The organism is Paenibacillus polysaccharolyticus (assembly GCF_023714295.1).
Lineage (GTDB): Bacteria > Bacillota > Bacilli > Paenibacillales > Paenibacillaceae > Paenibacillus > Paenibacillus polysaccharolyticus_A.
This window is the reverse complement of sequence record NZ_JAMAUN010000001.1, coordinates 984,924-1,011,487: the sequence shown is the minus strand read 5'-3', so window position 1 is coordinate 1,011,487 and position 26,564 is coordinate 984,924. Positions and strand designations below refer to the sequence as shown.

The window sequence follows — 26,564 nt, the reverse complement described above, 5'->3', positions numbered from 1 at the left end:
TTATCCCATCCTTTTCTATATTGCATTTAATGTATTTTGATCAAGCCTTTTGATATCCAAGAACCCATCAATACGTTTGACTGTTATTTTCCGGATTCCCCCGTTGATATTGGGAATAAAAAAAATCCGGGGATAACAGCGATTGAAAGATTATTCTGTCATCGGAGTGTTCCGTGTAAATCCCAGTTGAACTTATCTACATCATCATTTAAAGGTCTGACTCAGATCGGCAGGTTGACCGCCCGTATACGCCTTGTCTTTCTTCGTTGTTGAATTAGCAATCCGCTCCTGCAAGTGCTCATAGAACAAGTCTTCATTGATCGGCAGATCGACCCAGTTATCCGTCCATGTGGAGAGCAACATCGCGTTGGATAACGTTAAACCGTGAATACCATCCTGCCCTGGAGCGATCAGTGGCGCACCTGTGCGAATCGCATCAACCCAGTTGCGGATTAACCCTGGATGACCTGTCTCAATGCCTGTAATCGGCACATCGCATTTCCAGCATTCGGGCTGTCCGAATCCGCCCGTAAAACGTTGATTGAACTCCGGCTCCGATTCGCGTAACCGCCAGAAGGTGAGCTGTCCGTCTTCGATGACGATTTTACCGCGGTCGCCGCTGACCTCAAAGCGGTTCGTTCCTGGTGCTTCACCCGTGGTGGTTACAAACACACCGGTCGCTCCATTTTCATATTCCACATAAGCGGTCACATCATCTTCCACTTCAATGTTCCGGTATTTGCCGAAGGCGCAGAAGGCACGCATACGCACAGGCATCATGCCAATCGTCCATTGCCACAAGTCCAGCTGATGCGGGTCTTGGTTAATCAACACACCGCCTCCTTCGCCTGCCCATGTTGCACGCCAGCCGCCGGAATCATAATAGCTCTGGGAGCGATACCAGTTCGTAATAATCCAGTTGGTACGCCGAACCTCGCCAAGCTCACCTGAAGCAATCAGGTCACGCAGCTTAATGTACAGCGGATTGGTCCGCTGATTGTACATGATGGAGAACACTTTACCGCTTGCCGCCGCAGCCTCGTTCATCTCCCGTACCTGTTTTGTATACACACCTGCCGGTTTTTCGATCATGACATGCAAGCCATGCCGGAATGCCTGAATCGCTTGTTCGGGATGATCGTAGTGTGGCGTGGCAACAATAACGGCATCAATCGTTCCCGAAGACATCATCTGCTCCGCATCCTGCCAATATGTTACGGTAGACGGAAGGTTACTCGTTACCCAGCTCTCCATCTCTTTTCTCACATCACACACAGCTACCAACTCTGCGCCCGGCACTTCTCCAGCCACTAATGTTCTGGCATGTGATGCCCCCATGTTTCCAATCCCGATAACCGCTACTCGAACGATACTCATGCTTGTTCCTCCTCGTATACGCGACGCTCAATTTCTGCAAAGACATCTGCAAAATGCTGCAACATCGCTCTTGAATCCAAAGTTCCGCTAAAATCTTCAATGCCATAATAGCCGTCGTATCCTACCGCTCTCAGATCACGTACCATCTGTACCCAGTCCACCATACCTTCCGTCAGCGGAGCCCAGCGACATTGCCAGGGCGTGCTCAAAAGCGGTTTAGAGTCACTTCTCGGAGTCAAAGCCCCTTGATCGGATGCATTCCCGACATACTTCTTGTACCACCCGGCATTTTTCACATGCACATGGGCGAGATAGGGACCAAGCAGTTCAAGTCCCATGCGATGGTTTTCATACCCTTCATGCACCATGTTACCTGGATCATAGAGTACCCCGACATGCTCGGAATCTAGAGATTGTACAAGACGGTAGGCCAGTGAAGCCGTGGGCGCGATCGTTTGATGATGCGTCTCAACGATGGCCTTGATCTTATACTGTTTTGCTATATCCTGAACTTCGTTTAGATAACGAACGGCCTTCCCGTATAACTCGGGATAAGCTGTACTCCGGTCATAACCCGGGACACCCACACGCATCATAGAAGCGCCAAGTGTAGAAGCGGCCTGGAACGCTTGCTCGGTTGCAGTCATATCCCCACAATTCAGATACGGTACAAGTGCAATAGACGTTCTGTCATGATCCTTGGCTGCTTCCCGAAAAACAGGCACTTGTTCCTGCCACCTGTCCGGATCAATGGAGCAACGATTGTTCCGCCAGAACGAAGGTTGTTCCGATAACGCATCTTCCGGTATGCCACGAAATCTCCACTCTATTCCATCGATACCCGCTGCCGAAGCTGCGGAAGCCAGCTCATTAGCATCCAGATCAGGGACAGCAACAGTGAATATGGACAGTTTCATGTTCTTGAACCTCCCCCTTATGTAAACGCATTCATTTCATGTAAACGCATTGTATCACTCTAACGACCACTGCCATAGAGCATAACGCAAACAGATGAATGACAGATAACAAACCGCACATATTCCCCATTCAGAGATAACGTTATAATCCAAAAGCATGCTTTAGAAAACAAAAAAAGCGTCTCTAAATCAGAATGACTTCTGTTCAGAGACACCTTCTATATTGAACGTTGTTCTATTGTTGTCCAAGCAAACTTGTCCATAAAAACACGATCTATTCCCGGTCAAAAAAAACATGTTCAGCCTGCAATTTCCCATCTTCTGCCGTCATAATCCCGAACGAAAATCGCTTCTGAAATCGGCGGTCCGTGGGTGAACCCGGATTAAATACAAGCAAACCGTCTACCGTATGCATCACCGGAACATGTGAGTGCCCGTAGATCACTGCATCGAGTAGCTCTCCAGCAAAGGTTTGAATAGCATTCTGCTCTGTGCCGCTTGATCCACGGTGACCATGCACCAGTCCAAGCCGTAACCCTTCTGCCTCGACAATACGAGAGAATCCAAGCTTCTCCCCAATCTCGGACGGATCCGTATTACCAGCGACGCCCTCGACCGGAGCGTATTGGCTAAGCAGTTCATACACGCTCCAGTCTGACCAATCCCCCGCATGGAGGATGAGATCTGCACCTGACAATGCTTGAGCCAACGGCGCTGGTAACGTTTTTGCTTTTTTGGGTAGATGCGTGTCGGAGATAACAATGATTTTCATGTGATTACCGCCTTCCCTTAGTTCGACTTCTGATTCGCCTCTAATTGTGAAGCCTGGATCCGCTCGGTACTGGTCCGTTCCATATCTTCAAGCGTAATCGTTGCAAAAAACTGCTCCACTTTAGATTCAGCAATCTGATACAGATTGGTCAGTAGTCCATCGATTTGAAGGCCTACTTCACAATTGGGATTACAATTACCATGAATCGGGAACAATGGTCCTTCATCCTTGGCTGCCTCATAAACCATGGCAAGTGTAATTTCACTCGCTGGCTTTGCCAAATAAAACCCTCGAGTGCCTGGTGAAGAATTGACTAATCCTGCCTTTTTCAGCCCTCCCAGTATACGTCTGACAACGACAGGATTGGTATTTACGCTGCCTGCAATTTCAGCAGACGTGATTCGTTCAGGCGCGCTGAGAGACAGTAACAACAAACAATGCACACTGACCGAAAAATGAGTACTCATGGTTAACCACCTTTATTTAATATAATCCTGAATGTACCCTTGCTATTCCGTAAACAGATTCTGTTCAGGACGTGCTCTGATTTTGAGTTGCCGCACGGTGTATTCCAGTTGCTTCACGATGTCATCCAGTTGTTTGCGATCAATCTTATTCGGGTCTTCGACAGGTTTGACCGAATTTTTGAGGTCACGAATGGTCAACTGTTGTTCCTGCCATTTATCCATTAAATCCGCAATATTCGCATAAAAGCGCTCGTAATCCTTAATCACCAGATCCAGGTAAGCATCTACCTCGTCCGGGTCATAGCCACGAAGTTTATAATTGAACTGTTTCTCATGAATTGATAAAGCATCCAGCTGCACACCCAGTTGTTTGAACAATTGTCTCTGTTTGTCCAATCTTCGTTTCATATGTTCATCCATCTTGACAACCCTCCATTATAGCCGAGCAGCGGTTCAATTCATCTGAAAAGAACACACGGCAATTTCTCTCTCTATTTTTTATAACACATAATGCATCAGATATAAAACGAAACCGCCCTCTCCCGTGCAAAATGATTGTTTCTCTTGCTTTTCGGGTAAGAAGTCGTTACAACCCCTAAGCGGGAAAGGAGCATGTCCTTATGAGTACATTAACCCAAGAACAACGTAAAGAATTGCAGCAAGCCCTGCTGGAGCAGCGTGAGGATCTGCAACGTCATTTTGAATCCAGCATGGAGGATGGCGCACCAGCAGAGTCGTTAAAAGATTCTACAGGCGAACTCTCCTCTTACGATAATCACCCGGCAGATGCGGGAACAGAAACGTTTGAACGTAGCCGTGACCTCGCAATCGACGATACACTAACCGAAGAGTTTAATCAGGTCAATGAAGCCCTCGAACGTATGGATGAGGGTACATATGGAACCTGTGTTACATGTGGCAAAGAGATCCCTTTTGAACGTTTGCAAGCTATACCTTATACCGCCTATTGCATCGATGATACTCCAAACCGGGACGTAAGTAATGATCGTCCTGTTGAGGAAGAGGTCATGACGATGCCACCGAGTGGTGCCGGGGAAGTGAGACAGCGTAACGCGGGCAAGTTTGACCATGCAGAAGCATGGGAAGCTGTTGAGGACTACGGTACATCCAATTCCCCCGCGATGGCCGCCAAACGAGATGTGAAGGATTACGACGAGAACATGTAAAGTAAAAGAAATATACCTCAAGTCCAGATTAACCAAGGCATATGGACATCTAATGATCCAATAGTCTGGACATCGATCCAGATGGAATCAGCCCTATCCATTATGATAATAAAAAGCCGCCATTGGCGGCTTTTTTTGCTGTAACTCCATGCTACCCGATTGTTTTCTCTTCCTAAAATGAATGAATCGACTATCATACGTCTACATTTGGTCCGTCCTGCGCGCCTTAGGTTCTGAGGCTTTCCGTTTGGCAGCAGGTTTCGATTTTTTCGCCGTACTTGATGTTTTCGATGCCTTTGAGGGTGCCTTTGTAGATGCATTGGAAGCAGACTCTTTTTCTTTTTCTTTTTTCTGCCCAGCCGAAACTGCCTTTTTCTTCTTAATTCCAGAATCAGAATGCGACGCAACCTGTGCCTCTTTGGACAGCGCCGTGAACAGCTGAAAAACCTGATGGTCTGATTTCTGTTCATCCTTGGTTAAATAGGGTTTGCACAGCTCCACAATCTGCTGATATAGCTCTTCTACTTCATCCGCCGTAGCGTAGAGCGTCATGTCTGAGATAAAACGTTTCTCCTGACGATCATGCTCTGCATGATTCATAAAGCGCTGGCGGCTCTGTTCGAACATTTCGTTCAGCAGCTTTAGCGTTTCGGAGCGAAAAACCTGCTTCAGCGGTGAATTTTCATCCTCTTCATCCTTGTGACGAAGGTGGATTTCACCCGAGAAGGGCTCGTAATATTTTGCGATAATGCCGTTGATTTCCCGAGTGGATACCATGGTTAGAAGACCGATTTTCTCCAGTTTTTTCACATGATAATGCACCTTCGCAGGCACTTCTCCCATCAGATCTGCAATTTCCTTCACGGTAGAAGGTCTGCCCTGGCGGTTAAACATATTCATAATCTGTATCCGGTATGGATCAGAATAAATTTTGATCTCTTCAATTGTTGAGAGCACTTTATGTTGCTGCATATCCGAGTCCTCATTTCCGGGGTACCTGCCTGCCCTTCGTTCCCTATATTATACCGTTCAGACAGGACTTCGGTCAAAAGGACGTACACTTACATCTCCCGCCGAAAACTTTTGCTGGTAAGAAGTAATATCGCAGACAACCCCAGTAATACGCCAAATACAATGAACAGGATCGGCATGGAAAACCAATCGGCCAGAACACCGGACAACAAACTACCGAGTGGTGAAACACTTAGGACCAGCATACTTTGCAGCGCAGACACTCTTCCAAGCATATGACCTGGGGTTACTTCCATCAGATATGAAACGAGCGGCGTTGTCGCAAGCGGTATGCCTAAACCCATAAGCAGACAGAACACACCTGCCGTTGGGAGCTGGAATGACGTCATATAAGCCGGAAGTGCAGTCATGGCGTATCCGCAACCAAGCATAACAATGCCGGAGATAACCAGTACGCTTTTACGGTAACGCGTCCCTTGTTGTGACATCCACAGACCCCCAAGCACGATCCCTCCAACTAAAAGCCCACTAAGCAGACTTAATCCCCAAGCACCTGCTTGCAGTGTTTCCATCACGTAAGGTGTACGTAGCACATTAAATGGCATCAGGCAGAAGTTAACCCAAGCGAATAACACGGAAGAGACCAATAACAAGGCATGTTTACGTAGAAAATGAAAAGCTTCCGCCATCTCGGAGATCAGACTCTTGGCGCCAGATGACACTGCTCGTGGTGACATCCATTCTGGATAGTCCACCCGGCTCATCAAGATTGCGCTTAGTGCAAACAACGCGGCGTCAATCCAGATGGTCCACGCGATACCCACAGTTGCAATTAAAGCGCCTGCCGCGGCTAGCCCCGCCAGTTCAGCCAATCGAGTGGCTGAAGAGGTCATCGCATTACCTGAAAGCAACATGGACTGAGGCAATAACCTGGGAACGCTGGACACCTCGGCAGGTGACGTGAAACATTCCAGCAAGGAGTTCAGAACCGTAAATACAAATAAGTGCCACACTTCAAGTTGCCCCAGAGCGAATAAGAGTGCTGTGAGTCCAACCATCACTCCGCGTCCGGTATTCGTCATGACGATGACTTTTTTCGGAGATAATCGATCCACCAATGCCCCGGCGAACAGCCCAAACACAATATTAGGTAAAAAGTTAATGGCTAGAAGTGTGCCCATCAGTACCTTTGAGCCGGTTAAAATATACACCATCCAGCTATACGCAATCGAATCGATGGAATCCCCAAAGCGGGACACCATCTTACTCAACATAAATTGCATATATGGCCTGATTCGAATTAATTCTCCCAAACCTTGTTTCCCCGCCACAGCACCCTCGTTCATCACTGTTCCACTCCTCAACGTTAAAATATTTTTCATGTTAATATTATTTTAACGAAGTTTATGCAAAAATCAATACAAACGTGAAAATATTTTTAACGTTCTTCCTTAAGGATGTTTTTAACGTTGAAATTCTAAACAAATATCAGGCTTAACTCTCCATCCTGAATGGCCCTTGCATAACCACACAAAAAAGACTCTCATCGTCATCGATGGAGTCCTGTATCATCTCTGATTTTAAAATTTACAGCCTAAAGGTTAAGGTCTGGAGGTTATTGCACTACATCTGTAGCAGTTGTTTAAATCGGACTACGATCTACCAGCACCCGCTGACGCTTGCGCGCAGATTCCAAACAGGCATCAATCACACGCATGTTCAAAATGGTGTTGTCCGGACCGAATGGCAACGCCTCTCCCTCAAGAGCTGCAGTTGCAAATGTTTCGACCTGAAGCACATAGGAGTTGGATACCGAAACTCGTTCCTCCCGGCTGACGGAATCCGTATGAATGATGATCTGAGGCGGAATATCACTATTCTCCCAGCCGAACACTTTAGGCAGCTCAATACGTCCTTCCGTTCCGAGAATCTCCATCTCAGCCCGTCCTGACGCCCACATGCCGCAATCAAAGGTCAATGCGACCGAGTTCGGAAACTCAATCAGACCTGAAGCCATCATATCCACCCCATCATGTTCCTCTGAGAATAAAGCATGAACCGTAACGGCTTCCGGCTCTTGTCCCAGATACATCCGGGCAGCAGAAATGGGATATACACCGAGGTCAAAAATAGAACCGCCACCCATGTGTTTTTTGAATCTCACATTGTCTTTGTCATCTGCGGTATTACATGTAAAATTACCATGAATCGCTCTGACCGTTCCAATCTCGCCACTCTCGATAATCTCCTGCACCCGTCTGTGCTTCGGATGATATCGATACATGATAGCTTCTGAGAACAACACCCCATGACGTTCACATGTCTTAATCATCTCTATAGATTCTTTGGCATTCAGCGCGGCAGGTTTTTCACAAAGCACATGTTTTCCTGCCTCGGCAGCTTTAATCGTCCACTCTCGATGCAAATGGTTTGGCAACGGGATATAGACGGCCTGGATATCCGGATCAGCAATAAGTTCCTCATAACTGCCATAGGATCTGACAATGTCCATCTCTTCAGCCAGAGCTTCAGCCTTTTCCTTGGAACGGCTGGCAATCGCCAGTACTTCACCACGTTCAGACTGCTGAATTGCAGGAATAATAGCATTTTTGGCAATCGTTGAAGTACCCAGTACACCCCACTGCAGAGGTCTGTTCATGCTCATCTTCCTTTCGTACCGTAATTATCCGCTTCTGCCTTGTGCAAAATGCCAAGACAACGATCCAGATCGGCTTTCACCTGTTTCTTGTACAACTCTGCTTTGGCCGCCCCATCATCAGTGAAGTGATAAAGAACAATTTCCTGGAAATCAACTTTGGGGTCGTTTCCCTTTAATTTTTTGGTTCGATAAAAGATGCCCTGTTGCACCAGCTCATGTAATGCCCGATATACTTCACTTTGGGGTGGTATATATCCGTAATCTTTGAATTCCTGCTTCATCGCTTCCAACATCTCGTAACCATAACCCCTATGCTGCTCTACCATCGTGATCAGATAAACTTTGATAAATGCCCGCTGTGCAATCATAAAAGCCATGTGCTTTCCCTCCTGTCAGAACCTGTCTATCTCTCATTATAAAACATATGTTCTGATCCTGCCATCTTGATCCTGATTCCACTCTTGTAACGTGTTTTTATGGAGAGTAAGCAGGATCAAGAGATTGGATATAGGAGGGCTGATGTAAGAAAGCACAGCTTTTATTATTGTGAATTTTTCATATGATGAAATAATCAAACTTGGACCGAAGTAGGTGTTTTATTGGCTTGGGTGTGTTTCGGTACAACGCCTACGATCCATTTTCCCCATTTAAAACGCGAGATCAGCCAGGTCAGCACACAAGATGCGGTCAGTGCTACAATCCAAGTGACAATCGTGCGTATCGCAGGATTCCAGCCCCACGCCACGTACAACCATTCGTCTGGAATGTAACTGTAACGCAGTACCAGCATGTGCATCAAATACCCTCCATACGACATACCACCAATCCATCCTAGCCAGTAAAGAACGCGATGGTGATAAAACTTACTGGCTAATTGGTACATGACCATGATGGAAGCAATCAGGAACAAAATCATATCCGGCCTGATCAGGCTGACGGTATAAAATCGGATTTGAATTCCTTCGGGTTTCTGAAACTCCAGCATTAATAGATACATAAACCGTAGACCCAAGATTATAAACACCAACCAGTAGACCCAGCGCAACCGATTAATCCATTCTTTCCAGCGCTGTACCGAAAGTCCTGCCGCAGCACCAAGTACAAAATAAAAAAAGAAATAGATGAAATTACGGTCTGCATAGGTTGTAAAAGCATCTGTCAGCACGGGGATTTGCATCCGCTCCATCCATCCGGCAATATTCCTTAATTGATCCGCCAAAATGAGAAATACGACACCTGAACCCAGCAGTGCGAGCATTCGCCCCTTGGCTTGGTAACGATGAACCACGTACCGAATACCACGCAAAAATAACGGGAAAAACACGTAAAACTGAATGAGCATAATGATGTACCAGAAATGTGAAGCCGTCTTACCCGTCACGAGCTTCAGAGCGAGGTCCGGAATGTCCTGCCAGCCGAATGTTGCCCAGTTACGCGGGGCAAGTATAAAATAAATAAGAGACCAGACCACATAAGGCAAGATGACATCCATGACTCTTTTTCGCATAAACTGGCCGTAATGGAGCTTATCACCTGTGTTGTAGAACAGCACCATCCCGGTTATAAATATAAAAAGTGGCACAGCAAACTTCGCTAACATCAGTAGCAAGGCCAGCACGACGCCGTCCTGAAGTCCAGCCTGCGGAACCAACGAATAATGAGCAATTGAATGCTGTAGTACAACCGCTGCAAAGGCCAGGCCTCGTAATGTTTCGATTTCAGTAATTCGTTCTTTGCGAGGCAAATCACTCAACCTACCTTTCTTCATTCTTGCAATATCAAACAAATAATGATAACCGTCCATTGGAGATATGTAAAACGAATGTCTGACAAATCATCCAGAATCCCTGAATCCAAAACGGTTCAACAACACTTGGCTAACGAACGTACATTTCTCGCCTGGGTGCGCACAGGCATTGCAATGGCCGGGATCGGTTTCCTTGCCGCCGGTTTCGGTTTTCATTCAACCACCTATGACCGCATTGCCCATCTTGCTGCCATCATCACGGGAATCACTTCTCTCTTTGGTGGCATTGCCGTCATTGGTTGTTCAGCCATTGCTTACCACCGTAAACGCACACAGATTAATGAGCAGACCTTCCAAGCCACTACCGGACTTATCACCTTTCTCAGTCTCCTGTTGCTTGTGATTGGCCTCGCGCTTGCGGTGCTGCTATATGTATTGTTATTCCCTGCCTGACATAGCCGAATCCCGTATGAGGACAAAAACCGCTCTCCTCAGCGGAGACCGGCTTCAGTCTGTTTTATCGTTCACATGCATCATTGCTGTTTCAAGCCCCTAACCCAAATGAGCCCGCATGTGTTCTGTGGCGTTCAGTCTTTACAAAAAGGTGTTGTTGCCGAAACGAGCAGCTTTGGTCTGCGCTTCCATCCGGCGTTCTTCCATATCAAGATCTGGACGGGCATCAGCAGTATTCACATCTTCACCATGCACGGGATCGATGTTGGAATGAGTCTGACGGTTAAGGTTGAACACATCGTATACCGCGCTATCCCGATCCGATGAGTCTACGAGCAACAAAATTTTACCATGCTGCACATACTCCTCATATTGTCTCGCATCCTCTTCTGGAATACCCAGTCCTACAAGTCCACCAACCAATCCTCCGGCTCCTGCACCTACAGCTGCACCTGTAAATGCTGCGGCAATAGGTCCTGCAGCCAGAATCGGGCCGATCCCCGGAATAGCCAGTGCACCAATGCCAGCAAGCAAACCTGCTACACCTCCAAGCACACCGCCTGTGGCTGCACCTGCTGCTACACCCTCTGGCGCTTTTGTGCCTGTCTCTTCCCGAATAGCCTTCAGCTCATCTCTGTCCTGCGTTACGACAGATATCTCATCCGATGTAAATCCTTCGGCTTTCAAACTTTCAATAGCATCGGATGCCTCACGCTCTGTATTAAACACACCTACGATTTTCTTCTTCATAGTGAATACCTCCTCATGGATTTGAGTGGTTCGCTATGTTATTACCCGTCATTCTCTCTTTCAAACGTCTCTGGGCTAATGATCATATGCATAAATACTAATTTGAGCCAAAAGACCGAATCCCGCAGAGCCCAAAAAATGACGAGATCGTTCAGAGAAAAATTGAAAAACAGCGATACTGCGGATTGCGTCTGATGCATATGCTTCGCGACGAGAGAGGCATACACGACAAAGCGAAAATACAGCGTTCCGTAGGGTTATTCTGTCATCAGACTGTAGGTATAGACATGTTCCGTTTGACTTCTGTAGATTATGAACAACCTGATTATCAGGTTGTTCGCGGTTTCGCACGATTCGTTGCGACTGCTTCAAGTGGATTATCCGGCCAGTAATGTTTCGGATAACGCCCTTTTAAATCTTTCTTCACTTCAAAATAGGTCTCACGCCAGAAGTTCGCCAAATCTCTTGTAACCTGTACAGGGCGTTGCGCTGGAGATAACAGATGCAACGTGACCGGAACACGACCGCCTCCGATGTGAGGGGTCTCTTGCTGTCCAAACATCTCTTGTAATCGAACAGCCAGAATCGGATCTTCCGGATTGCTGTAATCTACGGGAATCCGAGAACCACTTGGAACCTGAATGTGGGTAGGCGCCTCTTCATCCAGTTGCTGCCGCTGCGCCCAGCTAAGTCCGCCTAAAAGTACATCATGCATGGACAGTTTCTTCAGATCAGCGGCCGAGCGCATTCCTGCCAGATACGGTGCAAGCTGTTCCTGCAGCTCATCCGTCAGATGATTCTCGATCAGATCAGGCCAGTCTGGCATGTGCAGATGCAGAAAACGCATGCGCTCCGCAAGTTGGCGCGATGTTTTACTCCACGGCAGGATGTCCAACCCTTCCAGTCGTATCCCCGACAATAGTGCTTCCAGCACCTGATCTTCCGGTGGCTGTGCAATCATGCTTTCCTTGATCATTATTGCTCCGATGCGCTGCCGCTTATGTGCCCGCACACTTCTAGTCGTGCGATCCCAAGCCACCAGCACCTCCTCGTGCAATAGATGTTGCGCGGCACGCAGCATCGTCTGCTCCTGCACTGGCGCAGCCAGCAGGATACGCGCATCTGCCCCCTGGTCGTCGGCCTCGGCTGCGACCAGATAGGCGGAACGGCTCAGCGACTCTGCCCCCGCGAGCCGTACTCCGCGGCCGCTGCTCAGCAGATAGCGGCCATCCTCGCGGCGTTGCCCGATCCGGTCCGGATACGCAAAGGACAGCAGCAACCCGCAGCTGTCCTCATCCGGCCGCACCGGATCGGCCGCCGCGCTGCCGAGCGCCGAGCATAGCTGGCGGCTCTCCTGCAACATGCGCCGCACGGCAGCGCCGTCTGCGCCAGCCGCCGCCGCTGGCGGCCCCCCGCTGCTGCCTGCGGCCAGCAGCGCTTCTACGCGCGGGCGCAAGTCCGTGCCCGCGCCGCCAGCACTTGCGCTGCTGCTGCGGAGGCCTGCCGGCTCCTGCAGCAGCGCCGCCAGCGTGCTGGCGTAGCTGGCCAGCCCAAGCTCCGCCGCGCGGAGCAACATGCTGGCCAGCCGCGGATGAACGCCAAGCGTGTTCATCCGCCGCCCAAAGGGCGTGAGGCGGCCTGCGTCGTCCAGGCCGCCCAGCTGGCGCAGCAGCGCCTGTGCCTGAGCGTAAGCCGCATCAGGTGGGGTGTCCAGCCAGCTCAGCTCAGCTGGGGACTGGACACCCCACGCGGCAAGCTCCAGCGCCAGCGGCGCAAGATCCGCGGAGGTGATCTCCGGGCGTGTTGCTTCAGGCAACGCGCCATGAGCCTCCTCGCTCCATAGCCGGTAACACACCCCCGGGGCAATACGCCCCGCACGTCCGCGCCGCTGATCGGCGGACGCCTTGGAGACCGGCTGTGTGACAAGCCGGCTCATCCCCGTTCTTGGCGAGAAAGCCGTCGCCCGGCTGAGCCCGGCATCCACAACGACTTTTATACCCGGAAGAGTCAAGCTCGACTCCGCAATGGAGGTCGACAGCACAACCTTGCGCCATCCTTCGGCAGCAGGCCGGATGGCTTCATCCTGCTTCTCGGCAGGCATACTGCCATACAGCGTATGTACATGGACCTGCGGAGGAAGAGATGCTTGCATCAGCTCCCTTTCCGTACGATGAATCTCTCTTGCTCCAGGAAGAAAAACCAAAACATCCCCCTGTTCTTCACTCAATGCCCGAATAATGGTACGAGCCGTCCAGCTCTCAAGTTCGAATGCCGCAGGCTTCGCGACATATTTCGTTTTCACTGGATACGTACGTCCCACGCAGTGTACAACATGTGTATCTTCGCCCAGCATACGACAGACCGGTTCCGGGTCAAGCGTTGCCGACATGACCAGCAGCTTCAGATCAGGCCGCAACATGGCCCGCGATTCCAGCGCCAAAGCTAGCCCCAAATCCCCGTGCAGGTGCCGTTCATGAAACTCGTCAAAAATGATCATTGCCGTATCTTCAAGTCCCTGATCCTGCTGCAACATGCGCGTTAACACACCCTCAGTGACCACTTCGATTCGTGTAGCCGGGCTTACCCGGGTATCCATTCGTACGCGGTATCCCACCGTCTGTCCTACTTTTTCACCCAGCGTTGCTGCCATTCTTGATGCGGCTGATCGAGCAGCGAGTCTCCGCGGCTCCAGCATAATGATTTTTTTGCCATCTAGCCAAGGCTGCTCAAGCATGGCCAGCGGTACAACCGTTGTTTTTCCGGCCCCCGGTTCAGCGATCAAAACACCTGTCTCCTGCTCACGGAACAACTGCTGTAACTCCGGAATAATGGCTTGTATTGGTAAATCAGTGTACATATCATCGCTCCTAATGCATGCAAGTCTTACCGTTTAAATATCATTCTATAAGCTCAGTATTCGATTGTTAGCATTATAACAAAAAAAGCCGTTCCGAAGGAACGACTGTACGATATCTATCACTTGTAACGATATTCCCAAGGCCATTCAGTCATTTAACGTCTGGGCTAATGGGCTATCCTTCATTTCAAACAGTTTCTGTCTTATCGGGTTACTGTCCTATCGTTTACCAGATCAGCTTAGCAAAGACTCCGCACCATCGATCACAATCTCTGCCCCTGTAATATGTTTAGAGGCACCGGAAGCGAGGAAGCTAACCAGATCCGCAACATGCTCTGGCTGCCCTGGTCCATCCGCGAGCGGCTGCTGTCCTTCCGGGAATTCCATCGGGATAATGATGTCCTGTAGATCATCTGTCTTGATTGTACTTTGATCAATATTGGTAGCAATCGCGCCTGGACAGATCACATTCACTCTGATCTTGAATTTCGCCAGCTCCAAAGCCGCCATTTTGGCAAAAGCAACCTGTCCTGCCTTTGACGTACTATACGCCGACATACCGAAGCTGGAGAAACGCTGATTCCCATTGATCGAGCTCGTAATAATAATGCTGCCGCCGCCGCGTTTTTTCAGATGAGGCAGTGCATATTTTACGGTGAAAAATGTGCCGTCCAGATTCGTCGTAATAATCTGTTTCCAGTCCTGCACCTGAATTTCCTCGATTGGAGCAGACACCCCGTTTATGCCCGCATTGGCAAAAACGATATCCAGTCCCCCAAACAATTCGACCGTTTCCAGTACAGCCTTTTCAACCCGCGCTGGATCGGAAATATCCACATCGAACGCTCGTGCAGCCCCTTCATGGCTCGCATTTATCTCCGCTTCTGTCTTAGAAATCCGATCATTCACCAGATCGAACAACGCCACATGCGCCCCTTCATTCGCCAGTTTGAGCGCCGTGGCCTTGCCGATTCCCGAGCCAGCCCCTGTAATGATAGCCACCTTACCTTGAAATGGTAATCTGCTGCTGTGTTGTGTCATCGCCTAACCACTCCTTCGTTTTGGAAATTATGTAAGAAGATTTAATCCGATTTTACTTTCAATCAATTCTTCACAAGATTACCCAAAACGAGCAGCTTTTAAATCAATAGCCTTAACTTTTTTTTCATTTTCAGGAAGCTACGTATACTGACGATCCGCAGAAGCTACACATGCCTCTTTCTCAAAAAGCGATCCTCTGCATAGCCGTGTTCACCATTCTAGTTCGATGAAAGCGGCATCATCCTCAAGTCCTCCCGTATGGGCGGCATCCAGCAACACTTGAATATGCTCATCCGGGATGTATGTACCAACGGCATCGAGATCATTCAGTCCGTCTGTATACAATTGAAGGCGAAATGTTTCACTTCCTGAACCTTTCATTTCAAAAACATGGGGTTTGCCCCCTATGGACCCTTCTCGTGTAGACCAACGTTCACTCGTCTTGCAGTGTTTTTGGAATGGTTCCGACTGCTCCTGTCCATTACGCCAGAGGCGGATCCTGGAATCTCCTTGCCATGCCAGCCAAACTCGGCTCTTTCGTCTTCCAGACGTGAGTTCAATGCGTCCGCATACATACATCGCCTGACTTCCTTGGCTCCGTTTTTCCATCAATACCTCCCGCAGCAGCAGCGGGGAGGTATCCAAAGGCTGTAATTGTTCCAGCTGTTCAGATGCAGAACCCGTTAGACCTTGGAGAAACTGTTCGACCCCTTCAGCGGTTAATGATGACGTCGTTTCCAGCCATTCCAGCAGTGCACTACCGAGAAAACGCGCAGCAAAATCACCCAGATAACTCATGCCGACACCATCACACAATACAAAATGACAGACATTACCTTGCATGCGAATCGCAACAAAGTCTTGCCCTGCGTCACCCTGGTTCACGGTTTCTGCTGCACGTCCATATCCGTATCTGCATTTCAGCTTGCCCTGGTAGCGAGTTAAGGGCTGTTCTCCAGTCTGAATGCTCACATAGCGGAAATTATCATCTGGCTGCTTCGCATGACCTCCTCGATCACTTGCAGACAATGTTGCCATACGCATTGCTCGCATGATTCCCCTCCTATCTTACAGGTGTTGCAGCAGACATCTGGAATCCAATAGATACCAGTTCTGCACAAGTACCAGGCAACATCATAAGTGCTCCTGGCGCAAGCAAATAGTCTGCCTCCACCAACATTTCGCGATAGCTTTCAGGCAGAACGGATGACATATTACGCAACTTCTCTCCATGCTCGTCTTGTAAGTTCGTCTCTGGAGAGATCCCTTTCCAGCGTCTAGGCTCTGCAATTGGAGCTTCGAGCAGATGATCACTTATAAATATATTTTCAACCAGGACATTACCGTCTGGCACACTCATGCCCATAATACGCTTGGCAATCGGCTCCGGGTCTTCGCCAGTCGCAACTCCATCGGTCATATGACATACGAGCGGAGCCGGACAGTCCTGCATATTAGGTATTTCTGCTTGCAAAATTTTCTCTGCCTGCAAAAATGCTTTTGCGGAGTCCGAAAAACGTCTAGGTGTCAAATCCGGTAACGAACCTACAGCCGCAATCTCGTCGATTCCTTTAATTCCGTTCAATACGTCGTATACATCATCACTGTAGGCCAATATAGCAATTCGGTAACGCGGCGTCAGCCGATTTCCTTTGGTTGATCGAAATACCATTTGGCGGATTGCCAAAGACAAGGCATCATAAACGATGTCAATCCGGCGACGATTGTCCAGAACCATATTCATCGAGGCGCTAATATCAATCAAATAAATAATAAGTGCAGGTGTACGCTGTGATGCTTGAATTGTGTAGTTCATCTAGAGTGTGTCACCTCTATTATTTAATATAAATTTATAAGTCTGGCAGTGAATACTTGGAATTACTCAAAAATTTGTTAATCGCACTCATCCGTGCTGCTACTTTCCCAACACCTTTAAAATACGAGGCATCTGTATTATAGAGATTTTTAAAATCACGGGCATAGGCAAGTGCGTTATCTGTTTTTCTGCCTTTTTGCGCATTGTACGCCTTGTTATAGCTCGCGATCAGTGTCACAACGTTTTGCGCCCGTCTTTTCTTAAGAGCTTCTTTCTGCGCCAACTCTTGCTTGCGTTTGGCTTCGGCCGCAGCCTTCTCTTTTGCAATTCTGGCGTCATTTTCTTTTTTCCATGCTATATAGGCTTCATACTTCGCTTGCTGGTCATATTTTGCTTGCAGAGCTTTACGTGCTGCTTCCTTTTTCTGTTGCTCTTGCTTCGCCAGATAAGCCTCATACTTAGCCTGCTTCTCATATTTCGCTTGCAATGCTTTGCGTTCTTCCTCTTGTTTCTTTGTTTCTTTTTCCTTTTGTTTAGCCTCAGCAAGCTTTTTCTTCGCATCAGCTTCCTGCTTTGCCGCTTCTGCAGCTTTTTGCTTTTCCGCTTCTTCCTGTTTAAGCTTGGCGGCTGCCGCATCTTGTGCCGCTTTGGCTGCCGCTAGACGAGTAGCTTCCTGTTGTTTGACCTCGGCCTGATCCGCCAGAATTTTAACTGTGGGTACTCCCCCAGCAAGCAGTACAATAAGCACTGCCGAGGAGATCATGAACTTTTTAGAACGGTAAAATGGAACCGCTACCGGCTCTAAGCTCTCCGTTTTCGAGTTGATTTTGGCATCCAGTTCCTTGATCGCAGCCTCCACTTCCAGCTGCATCGCACTGTTATGCGGAATGAAGTGATACAGTGAGCGGTAAACCTCGAGCGCAGCGGCAGGTTTGTCTTCATCCTCCAGTGCTCTCGCTTGCAAAAACAACCGGTTCACAACAGCCTCTTGGTCCGGAGATTGTTTTGAATTTGATGTTTTGCCGACTTCAGTATCTTGTTTCATACTTGTTGACGTATAAGAGTCTTTTGGAACAGCAACCACATCGGTTTCTGATGAACCTGTTACATCCTCCTCCGATGCTGCCAGAGCAGCCTCAGCCTGCCCCGTATCCACGGCTGCAAGAGCAATGTACCATTCCCCAAATGTCGGGCAACTGCTCAGATCATGACTTTCCCATGCCCGGATAAAGAGATCGGACAATTTCGAACCCCAGCGATTCTCAAGGGAACCCCGCATCGCGAAATAACGCTCACTCATGGTCTGCATCTCATGTTGATCAAAATAGCTTTCGCCCCAAGCTTTCTCTACGATGAAGGGGTCAGACCAACATAACATCTCAGCGATAATAACAGCTCCGGCAAATCGATCTGCATACGAACTCCACAAGCCGCTGTGCACCGTCCGATGGGCTGCATAACCAGGTGAACCAGCAAGCAGTGCATCTGGTCTGTCCATCTTAGAGCCGTACATCTGCTCCACGTCAACCAGCTCAACTGCAGAAGTCAGTGCAGAGTTCTGCACTTCGGAAAAAAACGGAATCATTACATTGGGCGCTGACATATCACAATGTGCGAGTCCACGCTGCTCCATTGCAGAACCTGTACCTGCAAGTGCTCTAGCCAGCTGCAGACTCTCCTCCGCTGTCAGCTGCTTTTGATCACTGATCACATCGAACCAGGTCAGACCCTGTACCCATGGCATCAGTACGGCATATAACAGATCGGGATGTTCTCCAATAAGCGCTCCGTTTCTTTCCGGAGTGAGCACTTCACGCTTGCATACACGCAAACCTGGCAGTTCACTATAAGGCTCCATATGCTCGGACTGATAGACCATCGCCGGTATACGGAATTTGGGAAAAAATACTTTTAGTGCTTTGGCCCCATGAATAGTACCCGTGCGGGGAATTAATTGATAAACTATTCCTTGCCTTCCCGCTTGGGCATAAGCAAGACCGGGCGCAGCCGGATGCTGACCAATCGTATAGGCAATATCGTTAATCACCACTTCATCCCCGGGATTCGGTTGAAAAGACATGCTCATCCCTCTCTCTGTTTTTCGTGTTATAGTTGCGGCAAAAACCGGGTGTAATCCACCCGGTTTTTGCCGTCATTGTGCAATCTTTAACTTGCTGCCCGCATATGCTCAGAGCGATCTCAAATATCTTATCGTCCTGATCTATGTAAAGCAGATTAGCGAGCTTGGTCTGCTGTGCGGAATTTGTTTGCGATCGCTGAAAGTTCCACGCTAATACTATTCAACGTTTGAACGAAAGATTGCATTTGCTTGCTAGCTTCCTGGAACTCTTGGAAGAAACGTTGCTTCGTCATACCTTCCCATTGTCCTTCCATGCTTGTGATGGATTGAGTCAATGAAGATACGATTTGTTGACTTTGTTCTCCACTTTGTTTGAATTGGTTCGAAACTTGATCCAGTTGTTCTGGGGTAACTAAAATACGTCCTGCCATTGTTAAATTCCTCCTTGATGTGTGCAATTAAATTTGATTTGTTCAAATTGTACTATACAAGGATCATTCGGACAAAAGCCGAAGGACCTACTCCTATTTACCCCATTTTTAGCATATGAAACTTCAACTAACAGACTATTTACAATTTATTTAACGTGCAGTTGTACTACCCTTGTAGGCGGCTATGAAACTACAGGTTCAGTTCCTCTTCTTTCTCGAAAAGAGGGGTCTCTAAATCTCCATGCAACAGGCTCAGGCTGTGTAGCCTGAACAAGGGTTGCTGGAGAACCATGAGGTGGAGCACTATCCTGTACCCGATACACAGCCGCCATAGCGGAAAGCGGGTCGGATACAACAGCTACATCAGCAGCATGCGCAGGCAGGATATCACCACTACGGCTACTCTGAAGAACATTCAGCATATTGACCGCATTGCCATAGGCCACATTGACATGACTCAGCACGGAACGATATTCCATGTCTGCTTGTTGGAATAACAATGCCTTGCGTCCAAGCTGTACACTTAAGTCCATCAAACGACGAAGGGCTTCCTCACCCTGCCGTTTACTACGATCCCATTCGCTCATCACCGCTGCACGGGACTCGATATCCCAATCCAGCGAATGTAGCGCCTGATCCAACACTGTCATTTTTTGCTGTATTTGCTCCGCTGCATACTGAATCTGCCTGCTCAGTGCCCGAAGCACATCCGGTTCCACACGAATGCGCATTTACCATCACCTTTCCTCTTCCCCTGCAGGCTGTTTAAGCCAGTCCAGCAGCATTTCGTGAAACTGTTCTTTTGTTGTGAGCGCTGCAACGAGCCAGTCATCCGAAGCCGCTGTGCTCATTCGGAATAACCAGTTGGAGGCTGCGCTTGCGGTGAATGCCGCCGATTGTGATTGCCAGCCCCCCTGTCCCCATACAAGTAATCGGAGCTCTCCGTCAGATTGCTTGCCTACAAGACAACGTGCTAATGCCAGTGAACCTTCAGGATCATTCGTTTCCTGTGAGAGTTCATCAGCGACGGTTTGTACTTCATACCCCTTCAACCCGTTCAAGACATCATAAAACTTTTTCTTGGAACACATCAGTGCCGGTTTATCCACTGGAGAATGGCCGCTCCACTTCATCCGTTCAATCAGAACATCAATGGCTTCACGAACATTTCCCAGGTCCCTTAGCCGGAACGAATCGGGGGCATCCGTAGCGCGGGCTACTTCAACGACCCGTTCATCTGTGCAGTGTATATAACTTTCCTGCGACTTCCCGTCAATCGTATAGCGGAGCCAGCATGCTCTGTCGGATAATCCGGCAATGGCTACTCTGGAAAAAACGGTTGGTGTCATGATCAGCTCATGAGTATCTTGATCCTGAATCAAGTAGCCTTTGTCCAGCAAAGAGGTTTTGACAAGCTCCCATTCTTTGGCAATATCTTCTGCCATATAACCTCGGAATGGGTCTTCCACGCCGAGCAATCGATCTGAACCGAGAATACCAGCTAGGAAAAATAGTTCCTTAATCTGCAACGTGACTACTTTTTGCTTAGAATCATGAACCGTCAACATTATGAGCCACCTCCCCTCAAACTACAACATGCCATCGGTCACGAATTTCTGAAATCCAATTATTCATTTTCCAAGTGCTATCGCATGGAACTGCACCTTTAACCCTGGAATATTTACGTTTTATATAATAACCTTGACCTGGTGGCAGTACCTTCAGCCCACCTGCAGTACCCCCGGATTCCGAATAAGGTATACGGAAGAACGAGAGATCGTTAGGGTCCAAAGTCCCGAACAACAATCCGCTTTGGGATGCTTTTACATCACTTACCCAATCCGACCCGAACGTTGGAAAATCCGCCGGAACGCCTGAGAGAATCACATGAATGCCTCTGTCTCTGCCCTGACGAACAATAACACCGAGTTGATCTTTGATACTAAAATCGGTGAGCTGTTTGGACAAGGTGTCCGCATCATCCACGACGAGCACGATTTCAGGTCCTCCGGTAATCTCACCACGTTTTAGAACTTCATCGTACAACTCCTGAATGACAGGCGCAAGCAATTCTTCCCTCGATACGTGTCCACGGACATGGGGCAAACTGCTGATTTCACCTATTCCACCTGACCCATACCTCATATCTACCGTGTATATTTGCACATCCTCAGGTGAAGCATGGTAGGCCAGTGATAACATCCAGGTTTGCAAGAAAGTTGTTTTACCTCCTTCCATCGGACTGGTCACCATAAAGTGTGGCCCTTCACGCAGGTTAAGTTCAAATGGCTCCAAATCATCCGTGAGCAGACCTACAGGTACATTTACCGTTGAAGTTCCCCCTACGTTGCCGAAGGTACCTGTACGAACAAGCAAATCTTTAAGCTTGATTTCTTCCGGTAATGGCGCAATTTGTGGCGTTTCCTCACCCGTCCAGTCTTGACGAATCTCCGTAATTGCTCTGCGTAAAGCAGCAGATCGTTCACCCTCGTCCGCTCCTGAAGATGGCAGAGCAGCCTGGAACATCAGTGGTGGGACTTGTCCCTTCACTAGACCTCGGCCAGGAGGCAGCTGGCTTGGCGCCTTGGAAGGCCGTCCTACAGCATAATAATAATCACTTGGATCAGAGAGCTCAAATGAAACAGCATTTTGAATATTACTTCTGAATTTTTCGAAAATATCAGTGACCCGATTGGCGGTCAGCACAAAGGTAATACCTAAACTTCCACCTTCTCGCAGAATGGTCTCAAGCGATTCATTTTCATCGGGGTAAGCATTACGGAAAGACATATAACCGTCAATAATGACAACAATCTGCGGAACTGTAGCATGAGACGTACGACGATAAGCTGAAATCGTTTTAACCCCAGCCTCTGAGATCATATCTTTGCGCTGCGCTGAGATTTTCAGAATGTAACGGAATAAGCGTTTGATGCGGTCTTCCTCTTCGGCCATCATTACGCCACCGATCTGCGGAAGTCCCGCAAAGTCTTTCATCATACGGCCCATATCAATAATATATCCGTTCCACGGCTCTGTGCGCTCCGTACGGGCAAGAGACATTAATAACGTTTGAACAAAAGTCGTTTTGCCAAGGCCAGGCATGCCATATACGACAAGGTGCCCCTGATCCATAGGCAATGCCAGTGGCAGCTGACGCTGATTCGGAAGATCATCCAGCATGCCAACCAAAGGTTTGAGACCACTCGCCCCATCATCAAGCAGAGATTCTCTTTTCTCCTTCTGTTTCCAGTCATGAAGACCGTCCAGTTCCAGTATCTCTGGCAGCGGAGGCAACCAAGGTCCAGGCAAACGCTCGATACCAGCTTCTGTAGCAGCCTTTGCCACATAATCGATAAACACCTGTAGCTGTTTCGGCACATCCTCTCCCTTGAGAACAGCTCTTCGCTCTCCTGTCAGCAGTGGTTCACGTTTGCCGTTCAGGCGTACTTCCATTACAGGCAGCACCGTTGTTGAATCCTCCTGCTGATTATAAGGTGCGCCGCTCCAGGCAAATTGCATTTCTTCAAAGACTTCGTCACTGCCGACCTGAAAATAACCTCGACCAGGCTTCGTAATCCATGCAGCATTCGGAATTTTTATCATATCTCTGCTGTCTCCCTCGCTCTGAACACGAAGACAGATACGGAAACGAGAGTTACTCCAAATTTTATCATCCACGACTCCTGCAGGTTTTTGGGTTGCGAGAATTAAGTGAACACCCAGTGTCCGGCCGATCGCCGCAATACTGATCAACTCATCCATAAATTCCGGCTGGTCACGTTTCAGTTGAGCAAACTCATCTATGATTATTACAAGATGCGGCAGTGGTTGTTCGTGTCTTGAACGCAAAATTTTGTAGTACTCATCAATATGTTGCAGGTTGCCCGCATCATTTAAAATCTTCTGTCTTCTCACCAGTTCAGCACGAAGAGAAACATTGGCACGTTCAATAAGATTTCCATCCAGATTCGTAATGGTACCTACAACATGCGGTAGATCGACAAAGGTATTAGACATACCTCCGCCCTTATAGTCGATCAGCATGAAAGCAAGATCATGTGGATGGAACTCGGCTGCCAGTGAAGCAACAATAGACTGAATAACCTCACTCTTACCCGAGCCTGTTGTACCCGCAATCAAACCATGGGGACCATGCCCTTGCCGCTCGATTTTATCATGCAGATTAATAGCTATTTTTTTACCACCAGCTCTTACCCCCATAGGTACAGGCAGTGTATCCGGATATCTGGTTTGCCCCCAGCGGGAGACAACATCCAGATCCTCCACACGTGAAGTGCTGAGCATATCGAATAGTGGCAACACTTGCGGGATCTCCGAAGCGGAGGAACGCTTCAGACGAATCGGTGACATATAACGGGATAACGCCTCTGCCGTCTCCTTGGAGATCACATCCGGTTTATAGGTCTGCGAGACGACATCCGCATCTTCCGTCTTTTTGATGTACACTCCTTTGCCTTTGGAAGCCTCCATAATTAACTGACAGTGCATAGGCAGGGATTGTTTGCGGTTCGCCAGCACAATCGTGCATACATCAATCTCTTGCGCAGCCTCCAGCAGTAATGGAAGTAAAGGTTCTTCTTCGATCAGTTGCGTATCCGACAGAATGATAACATAACAAGGAGTTTGCACCGCTTTTTTGTAGCGATCTTCCTTATTATTACGGCGGCGGTTCAACACGGAAAACAAGCTGTCCGCCAATTGATGCGCACTGCTGTGCCTGTCGGCCATATATCGCTGTCCCAGATCCTCATCCCAAATATGAGGCAACCAACGGAGCCATTCCCACTCCTTGGTATCCTTTTCTTCATAAAACGCAGCAAGTTTCAGTTCATCGGGTGAGTGCCTCACCGTAAGCTGTGAGACGATAACACGCAGCGAAGCCATCACTTCTTCCCGATCCCCCACAAGACCCATGACCTTGGATTCGAACAGAGGCAGGGTTATCGTGGCATCCGGCACGGTCTGGAATTCCGCAGCGAGCCCATGAGCGGCCTCAATCAACTCATCCTTTTCATATCCATCGATACGTGGTACCTGAAGTTTGATGCGAAACGGAATCTCTCCTGTACCGATACGTACCTGTAAAAAATCGTCATCTTCCGGGGAACGCTCCCAGAGCGAGCTGTTTCGGTTCTTGACAATTTGCAGGCAGACGGATGGATCACCATGGATTTCATGCAGGCTCTTCACTTGCTCCGCCTGTGCTTCCTTCAATTCTTCACGATGTTTATCCAGCTGTGCAAGATACATCGCTTTACGTTCCTCGATCTTTTTGCGATATGATTTTTTATTGCTGAGATATACAAAGAACGGGATGGTATAAGATGTAAGCATCATCATAACCGTCATCATCTGGAACATCATATAATTGCTGTTATTCATTTTACCCGTCATATTAATGTACACGTAGAAACCGATGCTGACCATCGTCATCATCACGGGAACCACGATTGAAATCATGGAAAATGTAGGTTTGTTCGGCTCTGCAGGCGGCCTGAGAATTTCGAGGCTCTCTTCCTTCAAAACCGGTGTCATTCTCGGAGAACGCTGATATAACACATTCACGAAGAAAAGACCTCCTTTTAGTCGTTCAATTAATGAATGATACGCCACAGAGCGTCATTCGTTGCTCTCCTGCTGAAATAATGAGCGTCTCCCGTAGATGGGTGCCTCTTCAGAAGTCGTCGAAAAAGCCCGCTGTACACGCACACAGCTTCCCTGACGTAGCCCCGTCTCCATTAGCTGCTGGGCGTTCTGCGGCGTAAACCAGAGCCCCTCAGGAAATCTGGCTTCCAAAATATACTGAACGCCATCTCCCGGCGCCTGTCCGAATATTCGTACACCGAGCAACGTCTTCAGATGTTCAATGGTGCATTCATCCGGAACCTCAATGTCGAACCATTCGCCTTCCTCCCGGCCGGAATACACGGTTAGAATCATGTGAATCCCTCCCAAGGTCTCATATGTAAATTGTCCTAATGTCAGATTAAATCAAAAAAATGCGAGTGAAACGGTATTCCATCCTATTTTCTTATATAAAACCCTTGTTTGCAACGTATTCGCTGTAATTTTGTTACATATGACCCACGTTTATATTACAATATCGTCCATTTGACTCAGAACTTTCGTGTCATTGTTTGGTAAAAAAATTGCAACGATGCGAAACTATCACTGTGATTTCCATTTAATAGAAAAAGAAAGAAGGGATTCGGGACTTTTATTCCTTCGTCCACAATTGAATTGTGAACACTTTTCAAACTTTATCCACCTTTATGTTTTCATAAGCTGATTTTAAGGTAATTTTAAGCATTGGTATTTAATATTACCTGTATGAAATAACTCTCGTGAGGTGATTTCAAGTGAGAACTCTAATAACATTTCAAAACAAATCAATCCCTGTATATTTTAATCAAGAAAACAAACAACCTGTGCAAAAAACATTAAGATTGCTTAGCAGTGCTCTTGAGCATAAGATCAGTAATGGTAAACGCGCTTTGCAAAAATGTCTGCACTCTTTGATTAGTATTGAAATTGTTGGCGGCGAAGCTATTCTTCATAGCCGCAGTGAAAATGACTCTCTTGCTCTATCGTTATATTGAAGAAGAGTCCAGTAACCTTCGTTTATGCGTTACCATGAAAAAGGAAGCTTCCCTATAAAGGACAAGCTTCCTTTTTGACGTGGTTTTGGGCATATCCGCACCCTCTTATTTCAGCTTTTCCAACACGTAAGCCGCATCATATTCTTCTGCAAACTCAGCTTTTCGTATTCGAATGACAAACAGTCTAACCAAATTCGCTCGTGTATGTTCTTCCTGACAGGTATTTATTTTTCTTAAAATAAAGCGGTCAATGGACATAAGTTCCAAGCCCCTTTGCCATGATTTTTACGGAGCACTATGTTCCGTGTATCCATAAATAACCAGATCAGAAGTTGCCCAAACAGCTTTTGCATTCGATGGAGAGCGGTATTTACATCTGTTGTAAAATGATGCAAAAGCCCGTTCCCATAAGACT

Annotated in this window: 25 protein-coding genes; 3 read left to right on the top strand and 22 right to left on the bottom strand. The window is 48.0% G+C overall.

Features of this window, described 5'->3' with window-relative positions:
• Window positions 1–204: 204 nt before the first annotated feature.
• The 5 genes from M3629_RS04905 to M3629_RS04885 all read right to left on the bottom strand — a co-directional run bounded on the left by M3629_RS04905 (window position 205) and on the right by M3629_RS04885 (window position 3,953).
• The gene (locus tag M3629_RS04905) at window positions 205–1,377 is read right to left on the bottom strand and encodes a Gfo/Idh/MocA family protein (RefSeq protein ID WP_251503115.1); all 1,173 of its coding nucleotides are present in this window, start codon (window positions 1,375–1,377) and stop codon (window positions 205–207) included.
• Window positions 1,374–2,294 carry a sugar phosphate isomerase/epimerase family protein gene (locus tag M3629_RS04900; protein WP_251503114.1) on the bottom strand — a complete coding sequence of 307 codons (921 nt, stop codon included), beginning with the start codon at window positions 2,292–2,294 and terminating at the stop codon, window positions 1,374–1,376. The genes M3629_RS04905 and M3629_RS04900 overlap by 4 nt, the downstream gene beginning before the upstream one ends.
• A gap of 274 nt (window positions 2,295–2,568) precedes the next feature.
• Window positions 2,569–3,066 carry a metallophosphoesterase family protein gene (locus tag M3629_RS04895; RefSeq protein WP_251503113.1) on the bottom strand — a complete coding sequence of 166 codons (498 nt, stop codon included), beginning with the start codon at window positions 3,064–3,066 and terminating at the stop codon, window positions 2,569–2,571.
• 17 nt (window positions 3,067–3,083) lie between these two features.
• Window positions 3,084–3,533, bottom strand: coding sequence for an Rrf2 family transcriptional regulator (locus M3629_RS04890; RefSeq protein ID WP_154886308.1), 450 nt, complete (start codon window positions 3,531–3,533; stop codon window positions 3,084–3,086).
• Between the two features lie 42 nt (window positions 3,534–3,575).
• Window positions 3,576–3,953 carry a DivIVA domain-containing protein gene (locus tag M3629_RS04885; protein ID WP_251503112.1) on the bottom strand — a complete coding sequence of 126 codons (378 nt, stop codon included), beginning with the start codon at window positions 3,951–3,953 and terminating at the stop codon, window positions 3,576–3,578.
• A 200-nt stretch (window positions 3,954–4,153) separates the two neighbouring features.
• Between M3629_RS04885 and M3629_RS04880 the strand changes: the two genes are divergently transcribed.
• Complete coding sequence (locus M3629_RS04880; RefSeq protein ID WP_145329922.1) at window positions 4,154–4,720, top strand: TraR/DksA C4-type zinc finger protein; 567 nt, start codon at window positions 4,154–4,156, stop codon at window positions 4,718–4,720.
• 201 nt (window positions 4,721–4,921) lie between these two features.
• Here M3629_RS04880 and M3629_RS04875 read toward each other — a convergent pair whose 3' ends face one another.
• The 5 genes from M3629_RS04875 to M3629_RS04855 form a co-directional block, all read right to left on the bottom strand.
• Window positions 4,922–5,692, bottom strand: coding sequence for a helix-turn-helix domain-containing protein (locus tag M3629_RS04875; protein WP_251503111.1), 771 nt, complete (start codon window positions 5,690–5,692; stop codon window positions 4,922–4,924).
• Window positions 5,693–5,781: 89 nt separating this feature from the next.
• Window positions 5,782–7,038, bottom strand: coding sequence for an MFS transporter (locus tag M3629_RS04870; protein ID WP_251504567.1), 1,257 nt, complete (start codon window positions 7,036–7,038; stop codon window positions 5,782–5,784).
• Window positions 7,039–7,334: 296 nt separating this feature from the next.
• Entirely contained in the window at window positions 7,335–8,351 is a 1,017-nt protein-coding gene (locus tag M3629_RS04865; protein WP_251503110.1) for a Gfo/Idh/MocA family protein, read from the bottom strand.
• Window positions 8,352–8,353: 2 nt separating this feature from the next.
• On the bottom strand, window positions 8,354–8,728 hold the full coding sequence (locus tag M3629_RS04860; protein ID WP_154958912.1) for a helix-turn-helix transcriptional regulator: 375 nt from the start codon (window positions 8,726–8,728) through the stop codon (window positions 8,354–8,356).
• Between the two features lie 194 nt (window positions 8,729–8,922).
• Window positions 8,923–10,104, bottom strand: a complete 1,182-nt coding sequence (locus tag M3629_RS04855; protein ID WP_251503109.1) for an acyltransferase — start codon at window positions 10,102–10,104, stop codon at window positions 8,923–8,925.
• 69 nt (window positions 10,105–10,173) lie between these two features.
• Between M3629_RS04855 and M3629_RS04850 the strand changes: the two genes are divergently transcribed.
• The gene (locus M3629_RS04850; protein WP_090921040.1) at window positions 10,174–10,551 is read left to right on the top strand and encodes a YidH family protein; all 378 of its coding nucleotides are present in this window, start codon (window positions 10,174–10,176) and stop codon (window positions 10,549–10,551) included.
• 141 nt (window positions 10,552–10,692) lie between these two features.
• Here the strand turns inward: M3629_RS04850 and M3629_RS04845 are convergent, their stop codons facing one another.
• The 11 genes from M3629_RS04845 to M3629_RS04795 all read right to left on the bottom strand — a co-directional run bounded on the left by M3629_RS04845 (window position 10,693) and on the right by M3629_RS04795 (window position 25,490).
• The gene (locus tag M3629_RS04845; RefSeq protein WP_090921042.1) at window positions 10,693–11,301 is read right to left on the bottom strand and encodes a general stress protein; all 609 of its coding nucleotides are present in this window, start codon (window positions 11,299–11,301) and stop codon (window positions 10,693–10,695) included.
• Between the two features lie 328 nt (window positions 11,302–11,629).
• Entirely contained in the window at window positions 11,630–14,158 is a 2,529-nt protein-coding gene (gene hrpB / locus M3629_RS04840; RefSeq protein ID WP_251503108.1) for an ATP-dependent helicase HrpB, read from the bottom strand.
• Window positions 14,159–14,392: 234 nt separating this feature from the next.
• Window positions 14,393–15,199 carry an SDR family oxidoreductase gene (locus tag M3629_RS04835; RefSeq protein WP_251503107.1) on the bottom strand — a complete coding sequence of 269 codons (807 nt, stop codon included), beginning with the start codon at window positions 15,197–15,199 and terminating at the stop codon, window positions 14,393–14,395.
• Window positions 15,200–15,409: 210 nt separating this feature from the next.
• Window positions 15,410–16,252, bottom strand: a complete 843-nt coding sequence (locus M3629_RS04830; RefSeq protein ID WP_251503106.1) for a protein phosphatase 2C domain-containing protein — start codon at window positions 16,250–16,252, stop codon at window positions 15,410–15,412.
• A 10-nt stretch (window positions 16,253–16,262) separates the two neighbouring features.
• Complete coding sequence (locus M3629_RS04825) at window positions 16,263–17,015, bottom strand: vWA domain-containing protein (RefSeq protein WP_251503105.1); 753 nt, start codon at window positions 17,013–17,015, stop codon at window positions 16,263–16,265.
• 34 nt (window positions 17,016–17,049) lie between these two features.
• Entirely contained in the window at window positions 17,050–19,095 is a 2,046-nt protein-coding gene (locus tag M3629_RS04820; protein ID WP_251503104.1) for a hypothetical protein, read from the bottom strand.
• 155 nt (window positions 19,096–19,250) lie between these two features.
• A complete protein-coding gene (locus tag M3629_RS04815) occupies window positions 19,251–19,526 on the bottom strand; it encodes a WXG100 family type VII secretion target (RefSeq protein WP_251503103.1) in 276 nt (91 codons plus the stop codon).
• Window positions 19,527–19,708: 182 nt separating this feature from the next.
• Window positions 19,709–20,257, bottom strand: coding sequence for a WXG100 family type VII secretion target (locus tag M3629_RS04810; RefSeq protein WP_251503102.1), 549 nt, complete (start codon window positions 20,255–20,257; stop codon window positions 19,709–19,711).
• 6 nt (window positions 20,258–20,263) lie between these two features.
• Window positions 20,264–21,094 carry a hypothetical protein gene (locus M3629_RS04805; protein ID WP_251503101.1) on the bottom strand — a complete coding sequence of 277 codons (831 nt, stop codon included), beginning with the start codon at window positions 21,092–21,094 and terminating at the stop codon, window positions 20,264–20,266.
• A gap of 16 nt (window positions 21,095–21,110) precedes the next feature.
• A complete protein-coding gene (essC, locus tag M3629_RS04800; RefSeq protein WP_251503100.1) occupies window positions 21,111–25,115 on the bottom strand; it encodes a type VII secretion protein EssC in 4,005 nt (1,334 codons plus the stop codon).
• A gap of 54 nt (window positions 25,116–25,169) precedes the next feature.
• Window positions 25,170–25,490: a hypothetical protein gene (locus M3629_RS04795; RefSeq protein WP_251503099.1), complete on the bottom strand. Its 321-nt coding sequence runs from the start codon at window positions 25,488–25,490 to the stop codon at window positions 25,170–25,172.
• A 419-nt stretch (window positions 25,491–25,909) separates the two neighbouring features.
• On the opposite strand from M3629_RS04795, the gene M3629_RS04790 reads away from it, so the two are divergent.
• A complete protein-coding gene (locus tag M3629_RS04790; RefSeq protein ID WP_110892980.1) occupies window positions 25,910–26,149 on the top strand; it encodes a hypothetical protein in 240 nt (79 codons plus the stop codon).
• Between the two features lie 105 nt (window positions 26,150–26,254).
• Here M3629_RS04790 and M3629_RS04785 read toward each other — a convergent pair whose 3' ends face one another.
• Window positions 26,255–26,407 carry a hypothetical protein gene (locus M3629_RS04785; protein ID WP_251503098.1) on the bottom strand — a complete coding sequence of 51 codons (153 nt, stop codon included), beginning with the start codon at window positions 26,405–26,407 and terminating at the stop codon, window positions 26,255–26,257.
• Window positions 26,408–26,564 lie beyond the last annotated feature (157 nt).